Annotated in this window: 18 protein-coding genes; 5 read left to right on the top strand and 13 right to left on the bottom strand. The window is 59.5% G+C overall.

What is annotated here, in order from left to right; genetic code table 11:
- Window positions 1–108: 108 nt before the first annotated feature.
- The 3 genes from D8U61_RS17310 to D8U61_RS17320 form a co-directional block, all read right to left on the bottom strand.
- Window positions 109–477, bottom strand: a complete 369-nt coding sequence (locus D8U61_RS17310) for an endonuclease domain-containing protein (RefSeq protein ID WP_125927182.1) — start codon at window positions 475–477, stop codon at window positions 109–111.
- A 225-nt stretch (window positions 478–702) separates the two neighbouring features.
- Window positions 703–3,231: a sulfite reductase flavoprotein subunit alpha gene (locus D8U61_RS17315; protein WP_130927380.1), complete on the bottom strand. Its 2,529-nt coding sequence runs from the start codon at window positions 3,229–3,231 to the stop codon at window positions 703–705.
- A gap of 235 nt (window positions 3,232–3,466) precedes the next feature.
- On the bottom strand, window positions 3,467–5,788 hold the full coding sequence (locus D8U61_RS17320; RefSeq protein WP_130927377.1) for a TonB-dependent siderophore receptor: 2,322 nt from the start codon (window positions 5,786–5,788) through the stop codon (window positions 3,467–3,469).
- 207 nt (window positions 5,789–5,995) lie between these two features.
- Between D8U61_RS17320 and D8U61_RS17325 the strand changes: the two genes are divergently transcribed.
- Together D8U61_RS17325 and D8U61_RS17330 are read left to right on the top strand one after the other, a co-directional pair.
- Window positions 5,996–6,676 carry a Fe2+-dependent dioxygenase gene (locus D8U61_RS17325; protein ID WP_016771735.1) on the top strand — a complete coding sequence of 227 codons (681 nt, stop codon included), beginning with the start codon at window positions 5,996–5,998 and terminating at the stop codon, window positions 6,674–6,676.
- On the top strand, window positions 6,673–7,449 hold the full coding sequence (locus D8U61_RS17330) for a tetratricopeptide repeat protein (RefSeq protein ID WP_125927185.1): 777 nt from the start codon (window positions 6,673–6,675) through the stop codon (window positions 7,447–7,449). The genes D8U61_RS17325 and D8U61_RS17330 overlap by 4 nt, the downstream gene beginning before the upstream one ends.
- 17 nt (window positions 7,450–7,466) lie before the next feature.
- On the opposite strand, the gene D8U61_RS17335 is transcribed toward D8U61_RS17330, so the two are convergent.
- The 7 genes from D8U61_RS17335 to D8U61_RS17365 all read right to left on the bottom strand — a co-directional run bounded on the left by D8U61_RS17335 (window position 7,467) and on the right by D8U61_RS17365 (window position 14,959).
- Complete coding sequence (locus D8U61_RS17335) at window positions 7,467–8,468, bottom strand: alpha-xenorhabdolysin family binary toxin subunit B (protein ID WP_130887765.1); 1,002 nt, start codon at window positions 8,466–8,468, stop codon at window positions 7,467–7,469.
- Between the two features lie 32 nt (window positions 8,469–8,500).
- Window positions 8,501–9,556, bottom strand: coding sequence for an alpha-xenorhabdolysin family binary toxin subunit A (locus D8U61_RS17340; RefSeq protein ID WP_125927187.1), 1,056 nt, complete (start codon window positions 9,554–9,556; stop codon window positions 8,501–8,503).
- 161 nt (window positions 9,557–9,717) lie between these two features.
- On the bottom strand, window positions 9,718–10,881 hold the full coding sequence (locus D8U61_RS17345; protein WP_123443380.1) for a type III PLP-dependent enzyme: 1,164 nt from the start codon (window positions 10,879–10,881) through the stop codon (window positions 9,718–9,720).
- A 653-nt stretch (window positions 10,882–11,534) separates the two neighbouring features.
- Window positions 11,535–12,692, bottom strand: a complete 1,158-nt coding sequence (locus D8U61_RS17350) for an ABC transporter ATP-binding protein (RefSeq protein ID WP_016771732.1) — start codon at window positions 12,690–12,692, stop codon at window positions 11,535–11,537.
- Window positions 12,689–13,342: an ABC transporter permease gene (locus tag D8U61_RS17355; protein WP_090281735.1), complete on the bottom strand. Its 654-nt coding sequence runs from the start codon at window positions 13,340–13,342 to the stop codon at window positions 12,689–12,691. Before D8U61_RS17355 ends, D8U61_RS17350 begins: the two co-directional genes overlap by 4 nt.
- 13 nt (window positions 13,343–13,355) lie before the next feature.
- Window positions 13,356–14,249 carry a glycine betaine ABC transporter substrate-binding protein gene (locus D8U61_RS17360; protein ID WP_130927378.1) on the bottom strand — a complete coding sequence of 298 codons (894 nt, stop codon included), beginning with the start codon at window positions 14,247–14,249 and terminating at the stop codon, window positions 13,356–13,358.
- A 20-nt stretch (window positions 14,250–14,269) separates the two neighbouring features.
- Entirely contained in the window at window positions 14,270–14,959 is a 690-nt protein-coding gene (locus D8U61_RS17365; protein WP_166554532.1) for an ABC transporter permease, read from the bottom strand.
- Window positions 14,960–15,317: 358 nt separating this feature from the next.
- On the opposite strand from D8U61_RS17365, the gene D8U61_RS17370 reads away from it, so the two are divergent.
- The 3 genes from D8U61_RS17370 (at window position 15,318) to D8U61_RS17380 (ending at window position 19,443) form a co-directional block, all read left to right on the top strand.
- On the top strand, window positions 15,318–16,901 hold the full coding sequence (locus D8U61_RS17370; protein ID WP_016771727.1) for a peptide chain release factor 3: 1,584 nt from the start codon (window positions 15,318–15,320) through the stop codon (window positions 16,899–16,901).
- Window positions 16,902–17,890: 989 nt separating this feature from the next.
- Window positions 17,891–19,024: an MFS transporter gene (locus tag D8U61_RS17375; RefSeq protein ID WP_241663634.1), complete on the top strand. Its 1,134-nt coding sequence runs from the start codon at window positions 17,891–17,893 to the stop codon at window positions 19,022–19,024.
- 155 nt (window positions 19,025–19,179) lie between these two features.
- Entirely contained in the window at window positions 19,180–19,443 is a 264-nt protein-coding gene (locus tag D8U61_RS17380) for a hypothetical protein (protein ID WP_071174375.1), read from the top strand.
- Between the two features lie 207 nt (window positions 19,444–19,650).
- Here the strand turns inward: D8U61_RS17380 and D8U61_RS17390 are convergent, their stop codons facing one another.
- The 3 genes from D8U61_RS17390 to D8U61_RS17400 all read right to left on the bottom strand — a co-directional run.
- Window positions 19,651–20,631, bottom strand: a complete 981-nt coding sequence (locus D8U61_RS17390) for a peptide ABC transporter ATP-binding protein (protein WP_016771723.1) — start codon at window positions 20,629–20,631, stop codon at window positions 19,651–19,653.
- Window positions 20,631–21,599, bottom strand: coding sequence for an ABC transporter ATP-binding protein (locus D8U61_RS17395; protein WP_016771722.1), 969 nt, complete (start codon window positions 21,597–21,599; stop codon window positions 20,631–20,633). The genes D8U61_RS17390 and D8U61_RS17395 overlap by 1 nt, the downstream gene beginning before the upstream one ends.
- 10 nt (window positions 21,600–21,609) lie before the next feature.
- On the bottom strand, window positions 21,610–22,232 hold a 623-nt coding region (locus tag D8U61_RS17400), incomplete at its 5' end, for an ABC transporter permease subunit (protein WP_130927379.1).

Consider the following 22,232-nt stretch of genomic DNA (forward strand, 5'->3'; position numbering starts at 1 on the left):
CGACCTGGAAGACCGAGGTGATTGTGGCTTTGGATTCAGTGAAGAACGCTCAGGTCGGCGTCGATCTCGAGCATCCCCCAATCAGTCCCCTCTCCCTCTGGGAGAGGGCTAGGGTGAGGGTATTTTCCGCTCTGCCGCAATTCTGATGATCTGCTCCAATACATCATCCATCTGCTGAAGCACCTCAAGATTGCTGAATCGCACGACTTCAATGCCTTGTTGAGACAGGAAGTTCGACCGGCGCCGATCGTGAAGCACCCCGGCCGTCTCATAGTGCTGGCCACCATCCAGCTCAATCGCCAACCTCAACTCCACACAATAGAAATCCAGCACAAACGGCGGATACGGAAACTGTCGGCGAAATTTAAGGTTGGCGATTTGCCGGGAACGCAGGCGCTGCCAGAGCAGGTGTTCGCAATCTGTCTGGTTGGTGCGTAAGTGGCGGGCGAATTGGGCGAGGGTAGGGCGGCTTGGCATGGCTTCACGGTCCTTGTGAAGTTGAGTGGAGATTTAACAGTAGCCCATTTCCCTCATCGGAACGCGGCCCGCCCAGCTCTCTCCCAGGAGGAGAGGGAGCCGACCGAGGTGATTATGGCTATGGATTCAGTGAAGAACGCTCAGGTCGGCGTCGATCTCCAGCATCCCCCAATCGGTCCCCTCTCCCATTGGGAGAGGGCTAGGGTGAGGGGCTTTTCGCAGGCGTTAGTAAACGTCCCGGCGATAGCGGCCCTGTTCGATCAGGCGTTCGACTTCGGCGCTGCCGAGGATATCGTTGAGGGCTTGGTCGACGCCTGAGGCCATTCCTTGAAGGCTGCCGCAGATATAGATGACAGCACCATCTGCCAACCATTTCTTCAATTCATCCGCAGACTCACGCAAGCGATCCTGCACATAAACCTTCTCAGCCTGATCGCGGGAAAACGCCAGATCCAGCCGCGCCAGATCACCATTGACCAGCCACTCTTCGAGCTCGGCGCGGCAGAGGAAGTCGTGCTCACGGTTGCGCTCGCCGAACAGTAGCCACTGCCGCTGCTGACCATCGGCAATGCGTGCCTTGAGCAGGCTGCGCAGGCCGGCCAGGCCGGTGCCGTTGCCCAGGAGGATCATCGGCACGGGTTCGTTCGGCAGATGGAAACCGCTGTTGCGCCGCACGCGCAGGCTGATGCTGCCGTCCACAGGCGCATGCTCGGTGAGCCAGCCGGAGCCGATGCCGAGGCTGCCGTCGTTGTGCTGTTCCTGGCGCACGATCAGTTCCAGCACGCCGTCAGCGGCAATCGAGGCGATCGAGTATTCGCGCATCGCCAGCGGCACCATCGCGTCGACCAGCGACTGCGCATGCAAACCGACCAGATGTGCGCGGTGTTCGGGCAGTTGGCGTGAGGCGAGGGCAACCTCCAGCGGCTCGTCGATGCCGTTGACCTTCACCTGAGTTTCGCCACGGATGCCGAGGCCGTCGAGGAAATGTTCGATGGCCCACGGGCAGTTGCGTGGCAGCACTTCGACCAGGTCACCGGCCAGCCAACTGCGGGTGTCCGGGGCTTTGAGACCGAGCAGGTAGACCGGCGCACCGCTGCTGTCGGGGTTAATCAGTTCGCGACGGACCAGCGTCCAGTTGTCGTAGCTCGGTGCTTGCCAGGTTTCGCTCGGCGCCTGTCCGGTGAGCTGGCCGAGTTGGGTTTGCCAGTGACGCAGCGCATAAGGATCGCCGCTGTCGACCTCCACCGGGGCGAACAGGGTCTTGCCGCCGTGCTCGCCGAGCCATTGATGCAAGCGCTTGGCGAAGCCGCAGAAGTGCGCGTACTGCCGATCGCCGAGGCCGAGCACGGCGTAGTTGAGGCTGTCGAGTGTCGAGGCCTTGGCCAGCACTTTGCGCTCGAAACCACGGGCGCTGTCCGGTGCTTCGCCGTCGCCGAAGGTGCTGACCACGAACAAGGCGTTGTTCGACTCACGCAGATCCTGTTCGCTGAGATTGGCCAGCGGCTGCACGTTGACCGGCAATCCGGCGGCCTGCAATTGTCCTGCGGTCTGCCACGCCAGTTGTTCGGCGAATCCGCTCTGGCTGGCGAAACCGATCAGCCATGCCGAAGCATCGGCGGACGGTTGTGCGAGACCTTGGCGGGCATCCTTGATCTGCTTTTTCTTGCGTCGACGATCCAGATACAGCAGCCAGCCAGTGATGAAAAACAGCGGCATGCACACCGCCGCAATCGTCACGATGATGCGCCCCACAAGGCCGAAATAACTTCCGACGTGCAGCGCATAAATGCTGGTCAGCAGTTGGGCCTTGAAGCTCTTGTCGGCATAGCGGTCGACGCGTTTGACTACGCCGGTGGCCGGGTCGAGGGTGATCTGATTCAGCGCGCGGTCATGGGGCGAGCTGTCGAGCAGGTAGAACACCGTCGCCGGCTGGCCGGCCACCGCTGGCATGCGAATGTTGTACGCGGCCAGACCCGGGCCGGCAGCGCTGTAGATGCTGCTCCACATCGCCGCGTAGTCGGCGGTAGGTGCCGGGCCTTCCGGCGCCGGGCCGCGACCGCCGCGTACGCGTTCGTTTTGCGGCGCGTCGGAAAGCAGTCGGGTCAGGCCTTTGTTGTACCACTCGTACGACCATGACAAGCCGGTCAACGCCAGCAGCAGATAGACCAAAAGGCACCAGGTGCCGGCCACCGAGTGCAGATCCCAGTTGAACGCGCGGCCCTTCTTCTTCCAGTCCAGGGTCAACCACACGCGCCAGCTGTTCCACTGACGCGGCCAACGCAAATACAGACCAGAAAGGCAGAAGAACAACAGCATCAAGGTGCAGGCGCCGGTGATGTTGCGCCCGGTGTCGCCCATGGCGAGGAAGCGGTGCAGTTGCAGCATCAGGCCGAAGAAATCCTGACCGGTGGCATCGCCCTTGAACTCGGCGGTGTACGGATCGAAGTAGCGCATTTCGCCACGCCGTTCGCCCTTGGGCGGAGTGAAGAATACCCGTGCGGCGTGACCGCTGTCGGTCTCGACCCAGAGCATCGCGACTTTCTTGCCGGACGCAGCTTCAATGCGTTCCACCAGTTCCACTGGTGGCAGCACGCCGGCGACCTGCTTTTCCACCTGCAGAACGGACGGATTCAGCGCGCGCAGGATCTCGTCCTGAAACGAATAGGCCGCGCCGGTGATGCCCATCAGGGCCAGCACCAGTCCTGCAGTGATGCCAAAAAACCAGTGCAACTGGAACAGGGTTTTCTTCAACACGTCACTCGCCGTCCGTTCGGAAATTGTCATCACGGCGCGCATTATGCCGTGGGTTATCAAGAAGCGTTTTGCGTAACACACAAAAGCCCCGTTCAACTGAATGAACGGGGCCGAGCCTCGCGGCACATTCCCTGTGGGAGCGAGCCTGCTCGCGAAAGCGGTGTGTCAGTCAGCATCGATGTTGCTGAAAGATTGCCTTCGCGAGCAGGCTCGCTGCCACGGATTTTCACATCGATCAGAAGTGAAAATTGGTGCTCAACAGCGCCGTGCGGCCCGCCGCCTGGTTGGCGAAGTGGGTCGAGAAGGCTTTGTCGTAATAGGTTTCGTCGGTCAGGTTCTGCACGTTGAGTTGCAGGTCGACGTTCTTGGTCAGTTTGTAGGCCGCCATCGCGTCGTAACGCACGTACGAATCGACCATCGTTGTGTTGGCAACACTGCCGTAGACGTCGTCGACGTAGAACGCGCCACCACCGATCGTCAGCTTGGGCGTGACCTGATACGTGGTCCACAGGCTGGCGCTGTTTTTTGGCGTGTTCGGCAGATCGTTGCCGTCGTTGGCGCGACCCAACGGACCACCGTCAACCTGTTCGCTGTCCATGAAGGCGTAACCGGCGAACACCTGCCACTTGTCGGTGATCTTGCCGCTGGCCGACAGTTCGAAGCCTTGTACGCGGGTCTTGCCGGCGTTCTCGTAGGAGCTGGTGTCGACCTGCACGCGAGCGTTTTCCTTCTCGGTGCGGAAGATGTCGGCGGTCAGCGACAGGCGATCATTGAGCAGATCCCACTTGGTGCCGATCTCGTAGTTCTTGGTGGTTTCCGGCTCCATGTCGCTGCTCAGCAGGTTGCCGCTGCGATCCGGGGTGCCGCCCAGCGGGTTGCCTTCCTGACCTTCGCCCAAAGTGTTGCCCGGCGGCGTCGCCGAGGTCGCATAAGAGGCGTAGATGCTGCCGTTTTCCGCCGGCTTGTAGACCACGCCGAACTGGCCGGTGACGAATTCGCTGGTGTCATCACCCTTGGAGGTGGTGGTCCCTGCGGCGTTGTAGGTTTTGTAGTCGGTGTCGAAGTGGTCGTAGCGCAGCCCCATGTTCACCAGCCATTGCTCGGACAACTCCAGCGTGTCGAACACGTACAGCGCGTAGGTGTCGGCCTGGGTGTCGGTGCCGGCGTAGTTGCGCGAGATCGCGCCGTTCCACGGATCGTTCGGGTTCGGGTTCGACAGCGAGGTGCAATTGTAATTGCTCGAGGCGCCAATCATCGCCGGTGTGCAGTTGCTGCTGGAAGGCACATTGGTCGTACGCGGCGTGGTGTCGGTGTTGACGTTGTACGAGGATTTCTCGCTCTGCTCGCGGGTGTATTCGACACCGGTGGAGAAGCTGTTCTTGAAACCGGCCACGTAGAAGGTGCCGAACAGGTCGGTCTGGTTGGTGGTGGTTTCGGTGTTGCTCACCCGCGTGTTGGCCCGACGCCAGACGCTGCCGTTGTTGACGTTGCCCTTGCTGTCGTCCGGCTGGGTGAGGATGTAATCCTGCATGCTGCTGCCGTGGCGCAGGGTGTTCTTGATGGTCAGCGCATCGTTCAGGTCGTGCTCGATGGCGAAGGTCGCGGTGTCGGTGCGGCCCTTGCGGAAATCGCGATCCAGACCGTAGAAGTTGTCGTGATCGCCCCCGGCGTATGGCTTGTCCGGGTTGGACTTGGTGCGTGCGGCCGAACCACCGGTTGGGATGGTGTACGGGATGCCCGAGTCCGGGGTGTCGTTGCTTTCCAGATGGTAGTAGTCGAGGTTTACACGGGTATCGGTGCCCAGGCCGAAGGCCAGCGACGGCGCGATGCCCCAACGGTCGTAATCGACTTTGTCGCGACCGGCGACGTTGCTCTCGTGGCTCATCAGGTTGAGGCGGCCGGCAGCGCTGTCGCTGAACTGGTAGTTGCCGTCGAGGGTGTAGCGCTGGGTCTGGTCGGAGCCGTAGGTGAAGCCGCCGTCGAACGAGTTGCCCAGGTGCGCTTTCTTGCTCACCAGATTGATGCTACCGCCGGCCGCGCCACGACCGCCAATCGCCGAGTTCGGGCCTTTGCTGACTTCGATGTTTTCCACGGCGAAGATCTCGCGGCTCTGCGAACCGGTGTCGCGCACGCCGTCCAGATAGGTGTCGCCCTGGGCGTCGAAGCCGCGAATGAACGGACGATCGCCCTGCGGGTTGCCGCCTTCACCGGCGCCGAAGGTGATGCCCGGCACGGTGCGCAGCGCGTCCTGCATGTTCAGCGCGCCGGTGTCCTTGAGCACTTGTTGCGGGATGACGGTGACCGAGCGCGGGGTGTCGACCAGCGGTGCGGTGTACTTGGGCGAGGAGGCTTTTTCGACCTGGTAGGACGTCGAGTCCTGGGCTTCGCCGGTGATGGCGGTGGCGTCCAGGGCGATGGCGTTGCCGGACGCTTTGCTGTCGGTTTTTTCCGCCGCGAAGACCATCTGCCCAGCGGAGCCGGCGGTGATTGCGACACCGATTGCCGAGGCGAGCAGACGTGGTGAACTGACCGGTAATTGTGCGTGTTGACGTGCCATTGTTATTCCCCTCCCCAAGGATTTGAGGCGGCGGAATATAGGGTAAACAGGTATTCGTATCAATTGCGAAACATTGTTATTCGCATTGAATTTACATTCTTTACAATTTGCCCTTACGGTTTCTGCTTGTTCATCCGTCTTGGGGGTTTTACACAGTCAATAAGAATCAATACCATTGCCGCCTTCTTGCCATCAGGTGACATCGCCATGCTGCTGCACATCCCCGGGCTGTTCGCAAAAGACGAAGTGCAGCGCATCCGCCTGGCCCTGGAGCAAGCGGATTGGGCCGACGGCAAGATCACCGCCGGCTTCCAGTCGGCCAAGGCCAAGCACAATCTGCAATTGCCCGAAGGCCACCCGCTGGCCAAGGAAATCGGCGCGGCGATGCTGGAGCGGCTGTGGAAGAATCCGCTGTTCATGTCTGCCGCACTGCCGCACAAAGTCTTCCCGCCGCTAGTGAACTGCTACACGGCCGGCGGCAGTTTCGATTTCCACATCGACAATGCCGTGCGCCAGCCCAAGGGCAGCATCGAGCGGGTGCGCACCGATTTGTCGGCGACGCTGTTTTTCAGCGAGCCGGAAGATTACGACGGCGGCGAACTGGAGATTCAGGACACCTACGGCACTCAGCGCGTGAAGCTGCCGGCCGGTGACATGGTGTTGTATCCGGGCACCAGTTTGCACAAGGTCAATGCGGTCACACGTGGTGCGCGTTATGCCTCGTTTTTCTGGACGCAGAGCCTGGTGCGCGAAGACAGCCAGCGCGCCTTGCTGTTCGAAATGGACGGGGCGATTCAGCAGCTGACCCGGGACGTCCCCGATCACCCTTCGCTGATCCGCCTCACCGGCACTTATCACAACTTGCTGCGGCGTTGGGTCGAGGTATGAGTTTCCAGCTACGCCGAGAGGAAGTCCTCAGCGGCGAACAACTCAGTGCCATGCTCGGCGAAAGTCCGGCCCGTGCTGCGCAGGCGATTTTGCTGGCAGCGGGCGAGGGCGAAGTTGAAGCGCAGGCGTTGCTTGGGCAAATCCTGCTCGACGGCCAGGGCATCGCCCAGGATCAAGCGCTGGCGCTGCGCTGGTTCGGCATCGCTGCCGGGCGCGGGCATCTGATGGCGCGCAATATGCTCGGCCGTTGTCATGAGCAGGGTTGGGGCATTGCTGCGGATGCGTCGATTGCTGCGCAGCATTATCGGATCGCAGCGGAGGCCGGACTGGATTGGGCGATGTACAACCTCGCCAATCTGCTGGCGACCGGGCGCGGGGTGGCGGTTGATCATCTGCAGGCGCTGGCGTTGTATCGGCGCGCGGCTGAACTGGGTCATGCGAAATCGATGAATCTGCTGGGGCGCTATCTGGAGGAAGGGCTGCTGTGCCCGGCGGATCCTTTGGCGGCGCGTGAGTGGTATCGGCGTTCGGCTGAGGCTGGGGATTTTCGCGGGCAGTTCAGTTTTGCGGCGGTGTTGGCGGGTGAGGGGCGGATCGAAGAGGCCCTCAATTGGCTGGGTGAAGCAATGAGCAAAGGCAATCTGGCTTTTCTTCGTGTCAGCAGTGAGTCACTGCTGGCCTCCCCGCATCCGGACATCCGCAGCATGGCTCAGGCCTACCGTCAGCGAATGACATTATTGGGTGCCCGGACCGTTGCCCCTCATCTGCGATGAAGGGCAACGGATGGCGATTAACCGCGTAGCCAGCGTCCCTGAAGCTTGTTCATATAGCTGCGCAGTGCCTGGCTGTTTTTGAGCACGAGTTCACCGCGTGCCAGGATGTCATCGCGTGGGCCATCCATGATCGTATCGGCAAAGGCATTCAGCGCGTCGACCAGTTTGTTGGTTTCACTGACATAAGTCTGTCGGTGGGGAATGACTTTTTGCGCGTCATTCAATTGCCGGGTTCTGTTGTCGTTTTCACGCAACTGGCTTGTCAGAGACGACACGCGTTCCTCACGTTGCGAGATGCGGTTCTGAATGACGTCCCGGGCTTTGGTCAGGCTCTGGTATTTGATCAGCTCGTTGGCCTCGTCCAGAAATTTGTTGGCAACAATGATCCCTGCTTCCATCGCGGCGCTTTGCGGCGTCGGTGTGTTATTGCCAAGCAAGGTCTTCAATTGATCCAGCAGTGGTTTCAGGCGGTCGATAATGGTCAGCTTCTCGAACTCATTGATCGCGTTGTTCAACACGAGCAAATCAGCATTCAGTTCAACAATGGGCGCTTGCTCGGTGATGAGTTGCTGCTCCAGTTCGACTTTGGCGTCGGCAAGTTCCGCGAGTCGGAAACGATTGTTGCTGATGTTTGCGCTCTGGACGTTGTAGACACCGTCTTCGAGTTTTGCGTGCAATTGCGAAATCTGGTCAGTGCACAAGTCCATCAGTTGGCTGGAGATTGTCGAGTAGACCTTGATGGCTTCATCGGTCTGGGTGTCTGCTTGACGCGCCATCAACGCTGTCAGGGCTTGCAGGTTCTCGCGCAGATCATCGGTTTCCAGTGCGACGATAGCGCTGGTTATGGCGTTGGCGGCCAGTTGATCGGCTTGGCCAACGGCTGCGTTGAGGCCAAGCAGCTCGTCGCCCAAGGCTTTGATGTACAAATTGGCGGAGCCCACAATCGCTTGATATCGGATGGCTTCACGACTGTCGTGAATTGTGGCTAGATCGGGGAGTTGGTAACTCGCTAGTGTCATAAGAATATCCTTTTCGTTGTTTTTTATAAATGTCAGTCGAATGCGGCGATCAGTGCATTCGAATTGGTTTGGATGGTCTTCCAGTTTTTCAAGACAACACGCAAACTTGAAACGAAGGCTCTGAGCGTGAGGAAGTCATGCATGCCCATTACTTTGTTTTTTGAAGCGTCGATGTATTCGGAGATTGACACCCAGATTGTTTCAAGTTGCGAGGTGCTTTGGATGGCGCCGTCAACATAAATTAAAAGACTGTCAAGGTCTGTGTGCAACTGCAGAAGAGTGCCGGCGAGAATGTTTTTTTGTTTAACCTGCTCCACCAGTTGGTCGCGTTGCTCGCGCAACGGCGCAATGTTTTTAATCTCGAATAATTCCAGCGTTTGATAAACACCCTGCGGATATGGACTCATAAAAGCCAGGAAGTGCTCGAAGAAATTGGGTTCGGCCTCTCGAATCTTCTCATCGAGGCGCGCTTGAGCTTTATCAATGGCCAGGTTCAAATCGGTGATCTGACGATTGATCTCGTTATTGTTAGCCAGTTTCATCTTGCTGCCGATGCCGGGAGCGACGGTATTGTTGAGTTCGGCCTTGAAGTACTGCAGGCGCATCATCACGTCCTGGCTGTTGATCTTTTTCTCATCAATAGAATCGGCGATAAATACCAGCGACTCCTGAATCGAGGCAAATCGGTTTTTCTCAGCCGTGCCTATTTCCAATGGTGGCAGGCTGTTTATTTCATCCTCGGTGAGCGTGCTGATGGTACCAAGGTAATTCAAGTAACCGGGCATCGTTGTGATGGCATCGATTATTTCCTGGCCAAAGTTTTCCAGATCTTCCGAGAAGGTTGCCAGGCTGCCACCGACGCGCTTCATGGAGTATTCGATATCACTCCAAGAGTTGGCGTTGTTGATGACCTTATGGTTCAGTTCGACAATATCAATTGGCTCAAGCCCGACAATGCCGGTCTTTTTTGCCTGTAACTGCGTTTCTACATCCGCGATCGTGCGGGGTAGCGATTGCGCGGTCAAGATGTAGTCCTTGATTTTCTTTATATCATTTTTTGTGACTGATTTAGTTGAGCTCGCTTGCACTTTTTAATCCTTTTTAAGTGGCGTCGAGTTCGTAGGTTAGAGTTGTTTTATGTGCGAGGTATATGTTTTCTATGTAACTTGTTGTTGGTGTATGGTTGTGGTGCCAATATCTAAATAAAAAACCCGTGCCTGGGCACGGGTTTTTTTGGAGTTGCCAATTATTATACGTAATATGACTTCAAGGGCGGAAAGCCATTGAATTCAACGGCGCTATAACTGGTGGTGTAAGCACCCGTCGACAACCAATACAGACGATCACCGATTGCCAAATTCAGCGGCAAACCGTATTTGTAGTTCTCGTACATGATATCGGCGCTGTCGCAAGTCGGGCCGGCGATGACGACTTCTTCCATCTCGCCTTTCTTCTCAGTCCAGATCGGGAACTTGATCGCTTCGTCCATGGTTTCGATCAGGCCGGAGAACTTGCCCACATCGGTGTACACCCAGCGCTCGACGGCAGTGCGCGATTTGCGCGCAACCAGTACCACTTCGCTGACCAGGATACCGGCGTTGGCAATCAGCGAACGGCCCGGCTCGAGGATGATTTCCGGCAGGTCATCACCGAAATCTTCCTTGAGGAAGCGGATGATTTCTTCGGCGTAGGTTTCCAGGCTGTTGGTGCGGGTGATGTAGTTGGCCGGGAAGCCGCCGCCCATGTTGATCAGCTTGAGGTGGATGCCGTCTTCTTCTTTCAGGCGTTCGAAGATCACTTTGACCTTGGCGATCGCCGCGTCCCAGACGCTGATGTCGCGTTGTTGCGAGCCGACGTGGAACGAGATGCCGTACGGCACCAGACCCAGGTCGCGGGCGAGGATCAGCAGGTCCATGGCCATGTCGGTCTGGCAGCCGAACTTGCGCGACAGTGGCCAGTCAGCCGTGGTCGAACCTTCAGTGAGGATGCGCACATAGACTTTCGAACCCGGTGCAGCCTTGGCGATGTTGCGCAGGTCGGCTTCGGAGTCGGTGGAGAACAGACGCACGCCCTTCTCATAGAAGTAGCGGATGTCCTTGGATTTCTTGATGGTGTTGCCGTAGCTGATACGGTCCGGGCTGACGCCGCGATCCATGACCTTGTCCAGCTCGTAGATGGAGGCAATGTCGAAGCTCGAACCCTTGTCTTTGAGCAGGTCGATGATCTCGACGGCCGGGTTGGCCTTGACCGCGTAGTAGACCTTGGCGAATTCGAAACCGGCGCGCAGGTCATCGTAGGCCTGGGCGATCATCGCGGTGTCGATCACCACGAACGGGGTTTCCTGTTTGTCGGCGAACGCCTTCATTTTGTCGAATGTAGCGCGCGCGAAATAGTCTTCGACCTGGATCGACATGCTGGGAACTCCTGCTGGCAAACTAAGTTAATCAATGGGTGCATGAACGCCCTCCGTATCCCCACTTTGGTTCGCCTACTTCCCAAGGCATGTCGCCGAAAGCAAAAAGGCCTGGGGATGTGCAGCTGTCCCTTGGCCTCGCTGTCTCGTCGTCAGTACTTGAGCCGGATGGATCGTTTCCAGCATGGACGTTCGGCGCGAACTTTAGGGCGTGAGGGGCGCGAGATCAACTAAAAATGTCGCGTTTTTGCACGCTTCTGACGTGCGTCGCGTTCATCACTCCTTCTACCCGACCGAGATGACGGGCAGATGTTCCCGGCGAATTTTCGAGTGTTAAACATATCTGCACGTTCGGGGCTTTTGTCAGCTAGATCGCGGGTAAGTGTGATAGCGGCAACATCGGCGACGTTGGCGTCGAGAGAGGGTGTTGAGGGGGGATTTGGGCCTTGAAGAAGCTGAATTGATGACGCTCTTGCGGGAGAGGCTGTTGAGATTCTTTGTCACCCAGTGAAGATCAACAAAATTGCGTAGAGCCTGTGGGAGCGAGCCTGCTCGCGAAGGCATTTTCACAGCCGCCATCAGCGTCGACTGATATTGCGCTTTCGCGAGCAGGCTCGCTCCCACAGGGATCGGGTTTCAACCACGCAGACGGATTATGCGACCACCGTCTCAGCCGGCGAGACGATACTGGTCTTCATTCCGCGCGAACGTCCCGAGCTCAGGTACGCCGCGATCGATTCCTGCGTCACCTCGCCAAGGAACACTCGTTCGGCATCCATCACCGGCAGCCAGGCGCGGTTGAACTCGTACATGCGCGACAGCAGGATGCGCAGGTGCTCGTCGTACGCTGCGGTGGCGTTGAACTCACGGAGGAATTGCGCGCAGGTGCCGGTCTGGCGATGCAGGTCGCGACGGCGCACGTAACCCAGTGCCTTGTTCTCGGCGCAGGTGACCACCACATAGCGACGGTCATGTTCGTCCATCAATTCCAGCGCATCGGCCACCGGGGTTTCCGGGCTGACCGACGGCGCGTTGTCCGCCGCGTCTTCGGCCTTCACCAACAGCAGGCGTTTGAGCGTGCTGTCCTGGCCGACGAAGTTGCTGACGAAATCATCCGCCGGATGCGCCAGCAGGGTGTCCGGGTGGTCGATCTGCAGCAGCTTGCCGGCGCGGAAAATGGCGATCTTGTCGCCCAGCTTGATCGCTTCGTCGATGTCGTGGCTGACCATGATCACGGTCTTGTTCAGCGCGCGCTGCATCTCGAAGAATTCGTTCTGGATCATCTCGCGGTTGATCGGGTCGACCGCGCCGAACGGCTCGTCCATCAACAGCAGTGGGGCGTCAGCCGCAAGCGCACGAATCACGCCGATACGCTGTTGCTGACCACCGGACAATTCACGCGGGTAGCGATGCAGATACTGCTTGGGCTCAAGCTTGATCATGCTCATCAGTTCGCGGGCGCGGTCGTGGCATTTCTGTTTGTCCCAGCCGAGCAGTTTCGGCACCACGACGATGTTCTCTTCGATGGTCATGTTCGGGAACAGACCGATCTGCTGGATCACGTAGCCGATGTTGCGGCGCAGCGTCACTTCGTCGAGATCGGTGGTGTCTTCGCCGTTGATGAGGATCTTGCCCGAGGTCGGTTTGATCAGGCGGTTGATCATTTTCAGCGTGGTGCTTTTGCCGCAACCCGATGGCCCGAGGAACACGCAAATCTCGCCTTCATTGACGGTCAGGCTCACCGAGTCCACGGCTTTGACATCTTTGCCGTTGCTTTGGAAAGTTTTGCTGAGGTTTTGAAGTTCGATCATTTGAGGAGTCCTTTTGGAGTCAACGAGCGTTGCAGCCATTGGAGAAACAGGTCGGCGAAAATCGCCAGAAGACTGACCAGCAGCGCGCCGACGATAAGCATCGACATGTCACTGCGGCTGATGGAGGCGAGGATCAACACACCGAGGCCGCCGGCGCCGATGGTTGCGGCAATGGTCATCACGCCGATGTTCATCACCACGGCGGTGCGCACGCCAGCAAGAATCACCGGCACCGCGATCGGCAGTTCAACCATGCGCAGGCGCTGGCCGAAGGTCATGCCGATGCCGCGCGCGGCTTCGCGGATGCCCGGCTCGACGCCGGTGAGGGCGAGGTAGGTGTTGCGCATGATCGGCAGCAACGAATAGAGGAACACGGCGGTGATTGCCGGCAGCGGCCCGAGGCCCTGGCCAAACTTGGAGTAGAACGGCAGCAGCAGACCGAACAGGGCAATCGACGGCACGGTCAACAGCACCGTGGCGCTGGCCTGCAGCGGGCCGGCGAGGGCGGGGAAGCGCGTCATCAGGATGCCCAGCGGCACGCCGATGACGATCGCCAGGGTCACGGCGATGCCGACCAGAGTGATGTGCTGCCAGGTCAGGTGCATCACCTGCTGCCAGTCGAGATGGGAAAAGGCGTTCAGGAATTCCATGACTTCTCCTCTCTTAATTCAGTGGGTGCTGGCGCAGGAAATCGGCGGCAACGGACGATGGGCTTTCGTGGTCGACGTCGACCCGCGCGTTGAGCTGGCGCATGGTTTCGTCGTCGAACAGTTCGGCCAGCGGCTTGAGTTGTTCGGCCAGTTTGGGGTTGGCATTCAGTGTGGCCTGACGCACCACGGGAGCGGCGGTGTAGTCGGGGAAGTAATGCTTGTCGTCTTCCAGCAATTTCAGGCCGAAGGCATTGAGACGGCCATCGGTGGTGTAGACCAGACCGGCAAACACCTGACCGTTACGCAGCGCGGTGTAAACCAGGCCGGCGTCCATCTGGCGGATGTTCTTGCGGGTCAGGTTCATGTCGTAGAGCTTGACCATGCCGTCGAGACCGTCAGAGCGGTTGGCGAACTCGGTATCCAGCGCCACCAGGTGGTTGGTCTTGGCCTCGGCGCGCAGCACTTCGTTGAGCTGGCTGATATTGCCGATCTGCGGGTATTGCTCGGCGACTTTTTTCGGCAAAGCGAGGGCATAGGTGTTGCTGAATTTCGACGGCGTCAGCCAGACCAGGCCTTTTTTCGCGTCGAGTTCTTTGACCCGGGCGTAGGATTGCGCGCTGTCGAGTTTCTCTGTGACGTGGTTGTAGGCCACCAGCGACACGCCGGTGTATTCCCAGAGCAGGTCCAATTGGCCACTTTCGTGGGCGCTGCGGGCGAGGTTGCTGCCCAGACCGCCGGTGATCTGCGCGTCGTAGCCTTTGCTGCGCAGGTATTGCGCGGTGATTTCGGCGAGCAGGGTCTGCTCGGTGAAGACCCGGGCGCCGAGGCGGATGACCGGTTTTTCAGCGGCTTGCGCGATTCCTGCGAACAGCAGGACGCAGCCTAAGATCAAGCTAAGTCGTTTCATAAATATTCCTTCGCAAAGCCTTAAGACGGGCGCAGACCGCGTTCCAGCCAGAGACGGCTGGCGAGGGTGACCACGCCATCGAGCAACAGCGCCAACAGCGCGGTGCACGCGGCGCCGAGCAGCAGTTGCGGCTGATTGTTCAGGGCGATGCCGGGGAATATCAGGCTGCCGAGGCTGTTGGCGCCGATCAGGAACGCCAGCGGCGCAGTGCCGACGTTGATCGCCAGTGCGACCCGCACGCCACCGACGATGATCGGCACGGCGTTGGGCAATTCGACTTTCCACAACACCTGGCGCGGGGTCATGCCGATGCCGACAGCGGCTTCCTTCAGCGAGCCCTGGACGTTTTTCAGGCCTTCATAGGTGTTGCGAACGATCGGCAACAGCGAGGCGAGGAACAGCGCGAAGATCGCCGGGCCACTGCCGATGCCGAGGATGCCCAGTGCAATCGCGAGCACGGCCAGCGGTGGCACGGTGTTGCCGATATTGAAGATCTGCATGAAGCGTTCGGCGCGGCCGACCATGCTCGGGCGGCTGAGGAAGATACCGGCGGGGATGCCCACGACAAGGGCGGCCAGCATGGAGGCGAGGACGAGAATCAGATGAGCTTGCAGGTAAAACAACAAATCGTCGCGGTAGTGTTCGATCGTGTTGATGCCGATCCAGTGGACCAGCAGGGCCAGGAGCGCGATCACCACCGCACCTCCCATCAGCCCTTTGCCATAGCGGATAGCCACAGGCGGACTCCTTTTTTTGTAGTCGGCGAGCGCAGTCCCGTGTGGCATGCCAAGCCTTGGCTGCCGGGAGCGTCGTTCGCGAAAAGTAGCCGTTTTTCAGAGCCGGCAAAGCGGTCTGAAAGCGAGCCATGAGCGCAGCCTCGTCAGGCTAACTTGCTGATTTTTCAGCCCCTGACGAAAATTCGTAACAGGGGATGGACGTCTCCGTGCTTTAAAAGGTTCCCATCTGAGGCAGCATTTGGCCACCCTTAATGTGCTCAACGGTTCGGTTATTGCAGCGAGTTGGGCTATAATCGCGGCCCTTTTTTGAATCACCGCCAGGCGATTTCCCATGACCCAACAGGCCGCCGAAGTCGCGAAACGCCGCACTTTCGCCATTATTTCCCACCCCGATGCCGGTAAAACCACGATCACCGAAAAGCTCCTGTTGATGGGCAAGGCGATTGCAGTGGCCGGTACGGTGAAATCCCGTAAATCCGATCGCCATGCGACATCCGACTGGATGGAGATGGAGAAACAGCGGGGTATTTCCATTACCACGTCGGTCATGCAGTTCCCCTATCGCGAACACATGATCAACCTGCTCGACACCCCGGGCCACGAAGACTTCTCCGAAGATACCTACCGCACCCTGACGGCGGTGGACTCGGCACTGATGGTCCTCGACGGCGGTAAAGGTGTAGAGCCACGGACCATTGCGCTGATGGACGTCTGCCGTCTGCGTGACACGCCGATCGTCAGCTTCATCAACAAACTCGACCGTGACATTCGCGACCCGATCGAACTGCTCGACGAGATCGAAGCCGTTCTGAAAATCAAGGCTGCGCCGATCACCTGGCCGATCGGTTGCTACCGCGATTTCAAGGGCGTGTATCACCTGGCCGACGACTACATCATTGTTTACACCGCCGGTCACGGTCACGAGCGCACCGAAACCAAGATCATCGAGAAACTCGACTCCGACGAGGCGCGCGCGCACTTGGGCGATGAGTACGAGCGCTTCATCGAACAGCTGGAACTGGTGCAGGGCGCCTGCCACGAATTCAACCAGCAGGAATTCCTCGACGGCCAGTTGACCCCGGTGTTCTTCGGTACCGCGCTGGGCAACTTCGGTGTCGACCACGTGCTCGATGCTGTCGTCGATTGGGCACCGCGTCCGCTGGCCCGTGTGGCCAACGAGCGTACTGTCGAGCCGGTGGAAGAGAAGTTCTCGGGCTTCATCTTCAAGATCCAGGCGAACATGGACCCGAAACACCGCGACCGCATCGCCTTCATGCGTATCTGCTCCGGCAAGTACGAAAAAGGCATGAAGATGCGCCACGTGCGTACCGGCAAGGACGTGCGCATCGGCGACGCCCTGACGTTCTTCTCCTCCGAGCGTGAGCAACTGGAAGAGGCCTACGCCGGCGACATCATCGGTCTGCACAACCACGGCACGATCCAGATCGGCGACACCTTCAGCGAAGGCGAAGTCCTCGGTTTCACCGGTATTCCGCACTTCGCCCCGGAACTGTTCCGTCGCGTGCGTCTGCGTGACCCGCTGAAATCCAAGCAGTTGCGTCAGGGCTTGCAGCAGTTGGCGGAAGAGGGCGCGACGCAGGTGTTCTTCCCCGAGCGCAGCAACGACATCATTCTTGGCGCCGTCGGTGTGCTGCAGTTCGATGTGGTCGCCAGCCGTTTGAAAGAGGAATACAAGGTCGAGTGCTCGTATGAGCCGATCACCGTGTATTCGGCGCGCTGGATCGAGTGTGACGACAAGAAGAAGCTTGAGGAATTCTCCAACAAAGCGGTGGAGAACCTCGCGCTGGATGGCGGTGGTCACCTGACTTACCTGGCGCCGACGCGGGTGAATCTGGCGCTGATGGAAGAGCGCTGGCCGGATGTGAAATTCCGCGCGACGCGGGAGCATCATTAAGGTTTGAGGTGTTTTTCTGAAAGCCCCTGAGGTGTAGGCCTTGGGGGCTTTTTTATGGGCTGCCGGTTTTGCTCTTGGCGGCCGTTGGGCCGACCAGGCTGTTGGGGTTTTGGGTGAATATCCGTTGCTTCGGGTGCTGCGGCTGGCGGTTTCGCCCTTACGGCGACTTACTTTTTTACAAGCGCCTAAAAAAGTAAGCAAAAAACGCTTGCTCCTGCGTTCGGCCCTCGCAGGCTCGGGTTCCTTCGCTCCGGGATCGATCCGGGCGCAGCGGCTCCGGTTTGCTTCGCTGCACCTCCTTCCGCTGTGTTCGACTTCGTCGAACGGTCGCTGCGCTCCCACGCCCGGATCAATCCCTCCACTCAGCCTTCCGACGTCGCCGGTGGATCAACAGCAAGATCAAAAGCACTTGAGCTTGCGCTCATTGTTGAGTGGGGCGGCTTTGCCGCGGGCAGCTGCGCTGCTTTGCTTTTCTGTGGGAGCGAGCCTGCTCGCGATGGCGGCCTGACAGCCGACCTGTTTCTTGAGGTCGTCCCCAATCCAATTGTGGGAGCGAGCCTGCTCGCGAAAGCGGCCGGACAGCCGGCCTGTTTCTGAGGAGGTACGCGGTCAAATTGTAGGAGTGAGCCTGCTCGCGATGGCGGCCTGACAGCCGGCCTGTTTCTTGAGGTCGTCCCCAATCCAATTGTGGGAGCGAGCCTGCTCGCGAAGGCAATCTGCGAGCCGACGATTTTCTGTTTGATGCACTCAATCCAATTCGGTCGTTGAAGACTGCGAGCCTGAAAAGCAAGGTCAAAAGTTCTCAGCCTGCGACATTTCTTACAGCGTGTTGTAGGGCGGTTCCTTTTTCCCGTGTTTTGGATGTGCTGGTATGCGACAACCGCCATGTTGACCGGTAGTGTTCCAGTCCCTGCAAGTCGTTCGAAGAGGTCAATGGAGTGACAAGTCGGCTGAATCCCCTGCTGCTTCTTAAAGGCTATTTCACCCCCATGGCCTGGGTCCTCGCGGCGCTGTTGTTCATCAACCGCCTCAGCGCCATGGTCAAGCTGTTCATGGCGCTGTACCTGCGTCAGGAGCTGGGCCTGGCGATTGAAACCGTGGGCTGGTTGCTCTCAGCCTATGGCGCCGGGTTGCTGGTCGGTTCGATGCTCGGCGGCTGGCTCAGTGATCATGTGCGCACGGCGCGGCTGACAGCGGCGTTGTTTTTCGTTTCGGTGTGGGTGCTGATGCTGTTGGGGCTGGTGACGCAGGTGCCGTGGCTTGCCGGTTTGCTGTTGCTCAGCGGTGTCATCGATGGCGCGATTCGGACGTTGCATCAGCGGCTGATCATGGAGTATTGCGAGGTCGCGCAACGTTCCCGTGCGCAAGCCCTGAGCCGGGTCGCGCGTAATCTGGGCATGGCCGCTGCCGGGGTGGCGGGCGGAGTGTTGGCTCAGGCGGATTTTCGTTGGGTGTTTTTTGTCAGTGCGGCGATGACGATGCTGGCGTTGCTGTGGTTCGTGCGCACGACGTGGCGGCGGCCGGTGCTGGTGGTTGAAGACGAATCGATCGATGGCTCGAGCGTGCCGCTTCGCGACAAGCCGTTCCTCTGGCTGCTGGCGGCGACGGCCGTGCTCGGCATTGCGTTCGACACGGTGTACAGCACGCTGGGCAATTATCTGCGTGATTACTACCACCTGAGCACAGAGGCGATCGGTTGGCAGTTCGGGCTCAATGCGCTGTTGGTGATCGCTTTGCAGATTCCGCTGTCGCACTCGGTCGAGCGTTGGGGCTCGCGCTGGCAGATGCTCGCGGGCAGCTTGTTGCTGGCCTGTGGGCTGGGCATGTTGCCGTTCGGTTCCGGCTTGGCTTTTGTCTGTCTGTCGACGCTGATCTGGACGCTGGGCGAGGCCTTGTTCATGCCGCCGTTGAATGTACTGGCGATGCAGTTTGCCCAGAGCGGCAAAAGCGGTCAGTACTTCGGGCTGTTCTTCATGAGCTGGAGCGCCAGCGCGTTGTTGTCGCCGGTGCTCAGCGGTCAGCTGTATGGCCAGTTTGGCGGGCACAGTGTGTGGCTGATGAGCGCGCTGCTGGTGCTGATCTCCATTCCACTGACCTGGCAGGCCACGCGCGGGCTTAGCTGATTCGGTTATCAGGGTTATTCGAAAGCAATCTGGCGGTCGATGGCATTTCTGCCTGCGCGGTCGCGTCCTAAGTGGTGAGCCGGTCGGATCGCAACTAGATTTCACATCGAGCCAGTCCGGCAAGCATGTCTTAGCGCAACAGGATGGAGTCGGCCATGAAAAGCAGATTGCTACGGGTTTTGATGTTGTTGAAAGTGATGGTGATGCTATCCCTCGGCACCGCAACGGCGTGGGCCGAGTGCGAGGATCACGAATCTCAGGCGTTCAACGGCCAGGTCGGGCATAGCGGGCTGATGCTCGCCAAGTCCGAGTCGGAACCGGGGGATATGAATCAGGGCGGCAGCGCCGATGACGACGACTCGACCACGGACGATCCGGATACCGATGACCCGGATGACGAAGGTGATAGCCAGACATAGATCGCCGGGCAAAGAAAAACCCCTTCGGCCTCGACTGATGCGCAATCGAGGTGGAAGGGGTTTTGTTATCGCATGAATTCTTGAATCAACACGAACTCACTGTGGGAGCGAGCCTGCTCGCGAAAGCGTCATTTCAGTCGACAATGTTGGTGACTGTTACACCGCATTCGCGAGCAGGCTCGCTCCCACATGAGATATTTCGTGGGCCTACGCCGCGCCGTCGAGGAACTGCTCGGCGTAGTGGCAAGCCACCTGCCGATTATCCAGTTCACGCAACAGCGGCTCTTCCGTGGTGCAACGCTCGGTGGCGTACGGGCAGCGCTTGTGGAAAGCACAGCCCGGTGGCGGGTTCAGCGGGTTGGGCAGTTCGCCGACGATCTTGATTTTCGGCTTGTTCGGGTCCGGGTGAATGGTCGGGGTCGCCGACAGCAGCGCTTGGGTATACGGGTGCAGCGGGCGCTCGTAGATGTCGTTTTTCGGGCCCAGTTCCACCGGACGGCCGAGGTACATCACCATCACGTCATCGGCCACGTGCTGCACCACCGCGAGGTTGTGCGAGATGAACACGTAGGCGGTGTTGAACTCCTGCTGCAAATCCATGAACAGGTTGAGCACCTGGGCCTGAATCGACACGTCCAGCGCCGAAGTCGGTTCGTCCGCGACCAGCACTTTCGGTTGCAGCATCATTGCCCGCGCCAGAGCGATACGCTGGCGCTGACCGCCGGAGAACATGTGCGGATAGCGCTGGTAATGCTCAGGGCGCAAGCCGACCTGCTTCATCATCGCCTGGACTTTCTCGCGACGCTCGGTGGCCGACAGCTTGGTGTTGATCAGCAGCGGCTCGGCCAGTTGATCACCGATTTTCTGCCGTGGGTTCAACGACGCGTACGGGCTCTGAAACACCATCTGCACGTCTTTGCGCAGTTGCTTGCGCTCGGCCTTGTCGGCGCCGGCAACTTCCTGACCGGCGATCTGCAGCGAGCCCGACGACGGCTCTTCGATCAGCGTCAGGGCGCGGGCGAGAGTGGATTTGCCACAGCCCGATTCGCCTACCACGGCAAGGGTCTTGCCGGCTTCCAGTTCGAACGACACGCCGTTGAGCGCGCGCACGGTGGCGTGGCCCTTGAACAGGCCACGGGAGACTTCGTAGTGACGGGTCAGGTCGCGGGCGGTAAGTACGACGGCCATTACGCCACCTCCTGGTTCAGCGGGTAGAAGCAGCGGGCGAGGCTGTTGGCTTTCGGATCAAGGCCCGGACGCTGGGTGCGGCAGTTGTCCTGCACGTACGGGCAGCGCGGCGACAGCAGGCAACCCTGCGGACGGTCGTAGCGGCCCGGGACGATGCCCGGCAAGGTCGACAGGCGCGAGGCGCCGAGGCTGTGCTCGGGAATCGCCTTGAGCAGCGCTTCGCTGTACGGGTGCGCCGGGATGTCGAACAGTTGCGGCACCTGACCGACTTCCACAGCTTGACCGGCGTACATCACGCAGACGCGCTGGGCGGTTTCCGCCACGACCGCGAGGTCGTGAGTGATCAACACCAGGCCCATGTTCTGCTCTTTCTGCAACGCCAGCAGCAGATCCATGATCTGCGCCTGAATCGTCACGTCCAGCGCGGTGGTCGGTTCGTCGGCGATCAACAGTTTCGGCTCGCCGGCAATCGCCATGGCGATCGCGACGCGCTGGCTCATACCGCCAGACAGTTGATGCGGGTAGGCGTCCATGCGGCTGGCGGCGCCCGGGATCTCGACTTTTTCCAGCAGTTCGATGGCACGCTTGCGCGCTTGCTTGCCGGACATTTTCAGGTGCAGGCGTAGCACTTCCTCGATCTGGAAACCGACGGTGTAGCTCGGGTTCAGCGCGGTCATCGGGTCCTGGAAGACCATCGACAGGTCTTTGCCGACGATCTGCCGACGCTGGCGGTTGCTGAGTTTGAGCATGTCCTTGCCGTCGAAGCTGAGCGAGTCGGCGGTGACGATGCCGGGATGCTCGATCAGGCCCATCAGCGCCATCATGGTCACGGATTTACCCGAACCCGACTCGCCAACGATGGCCAGCACTTCGCCTTTGTCGACTTTCAGGTCGAGGCCGTCGACCACCGGTGTCGCGGTCTTGTCGCCGAAGCGGACGTTGAGATTCTTGATTTCTAGCAGTGACATTTGAATCTCCTCAGGCGGCGTTCTTGAGTTTCGGGTCCAGCGCATCGCGCAGGCCGTCGCCCATCAAGTTGATTGCCAGCACGCTGAGCAAAATGGTCAGACCAGGCAGACTTACCACCCACCAGGCGCGTTCGATGTAGTCGCGGGCCGAGGCCAGCATGGTGCCCCACTCAGGGGTTGGCGGTTGTACGCCGAGGCCGAGGAAGCCCAGTGCAGCGGCATCGAGAATCGCCGAGGAGAAGCTCAGGGTTGCCTGCACGATCAGCGGCGCCATGCAGTTGGGCAGCACGGTGATGAACATCAGACGCGGCAGACCGGCACCGGCCAGACGCGCGGCGGTGACGTAGTCGCGGTTCAGTTCGCCCATCACGGCGGCACGGGTCAGACGCACGTAGGACGGCAGCGAAACCACAGCAATCGCGATCACGGTGTTGATCAGGCCAGGGCCGAGGATGGCGACGATCGCCACGGCCAGCAGCAGCGACGGCAGGGCGAGCATGATGTCCATCAGACGCATGATGGTCGGGCCGACCACTTTCGGGAAGAAACCGGCGAACAGACCCAGCAGGATCCCCGGAATCAGCGACATCACCACCGACGACAAGCCGATCAGCAGCGACAGGCGCGAACCCT

The sequence above is a fragment of the Pseudomonas sp. Sample_14 genome, from assembly GCF_004307515.1.
In the GTDB taxonomy this organism is placed as follows: domain Bacteria; phylum Pseudomonadota; class Gammaproteobacteria; order Pseudomonadales; family Pseudomonadaceae; genus Aquipseudomonas; species Aquipseudomonas atacamensis.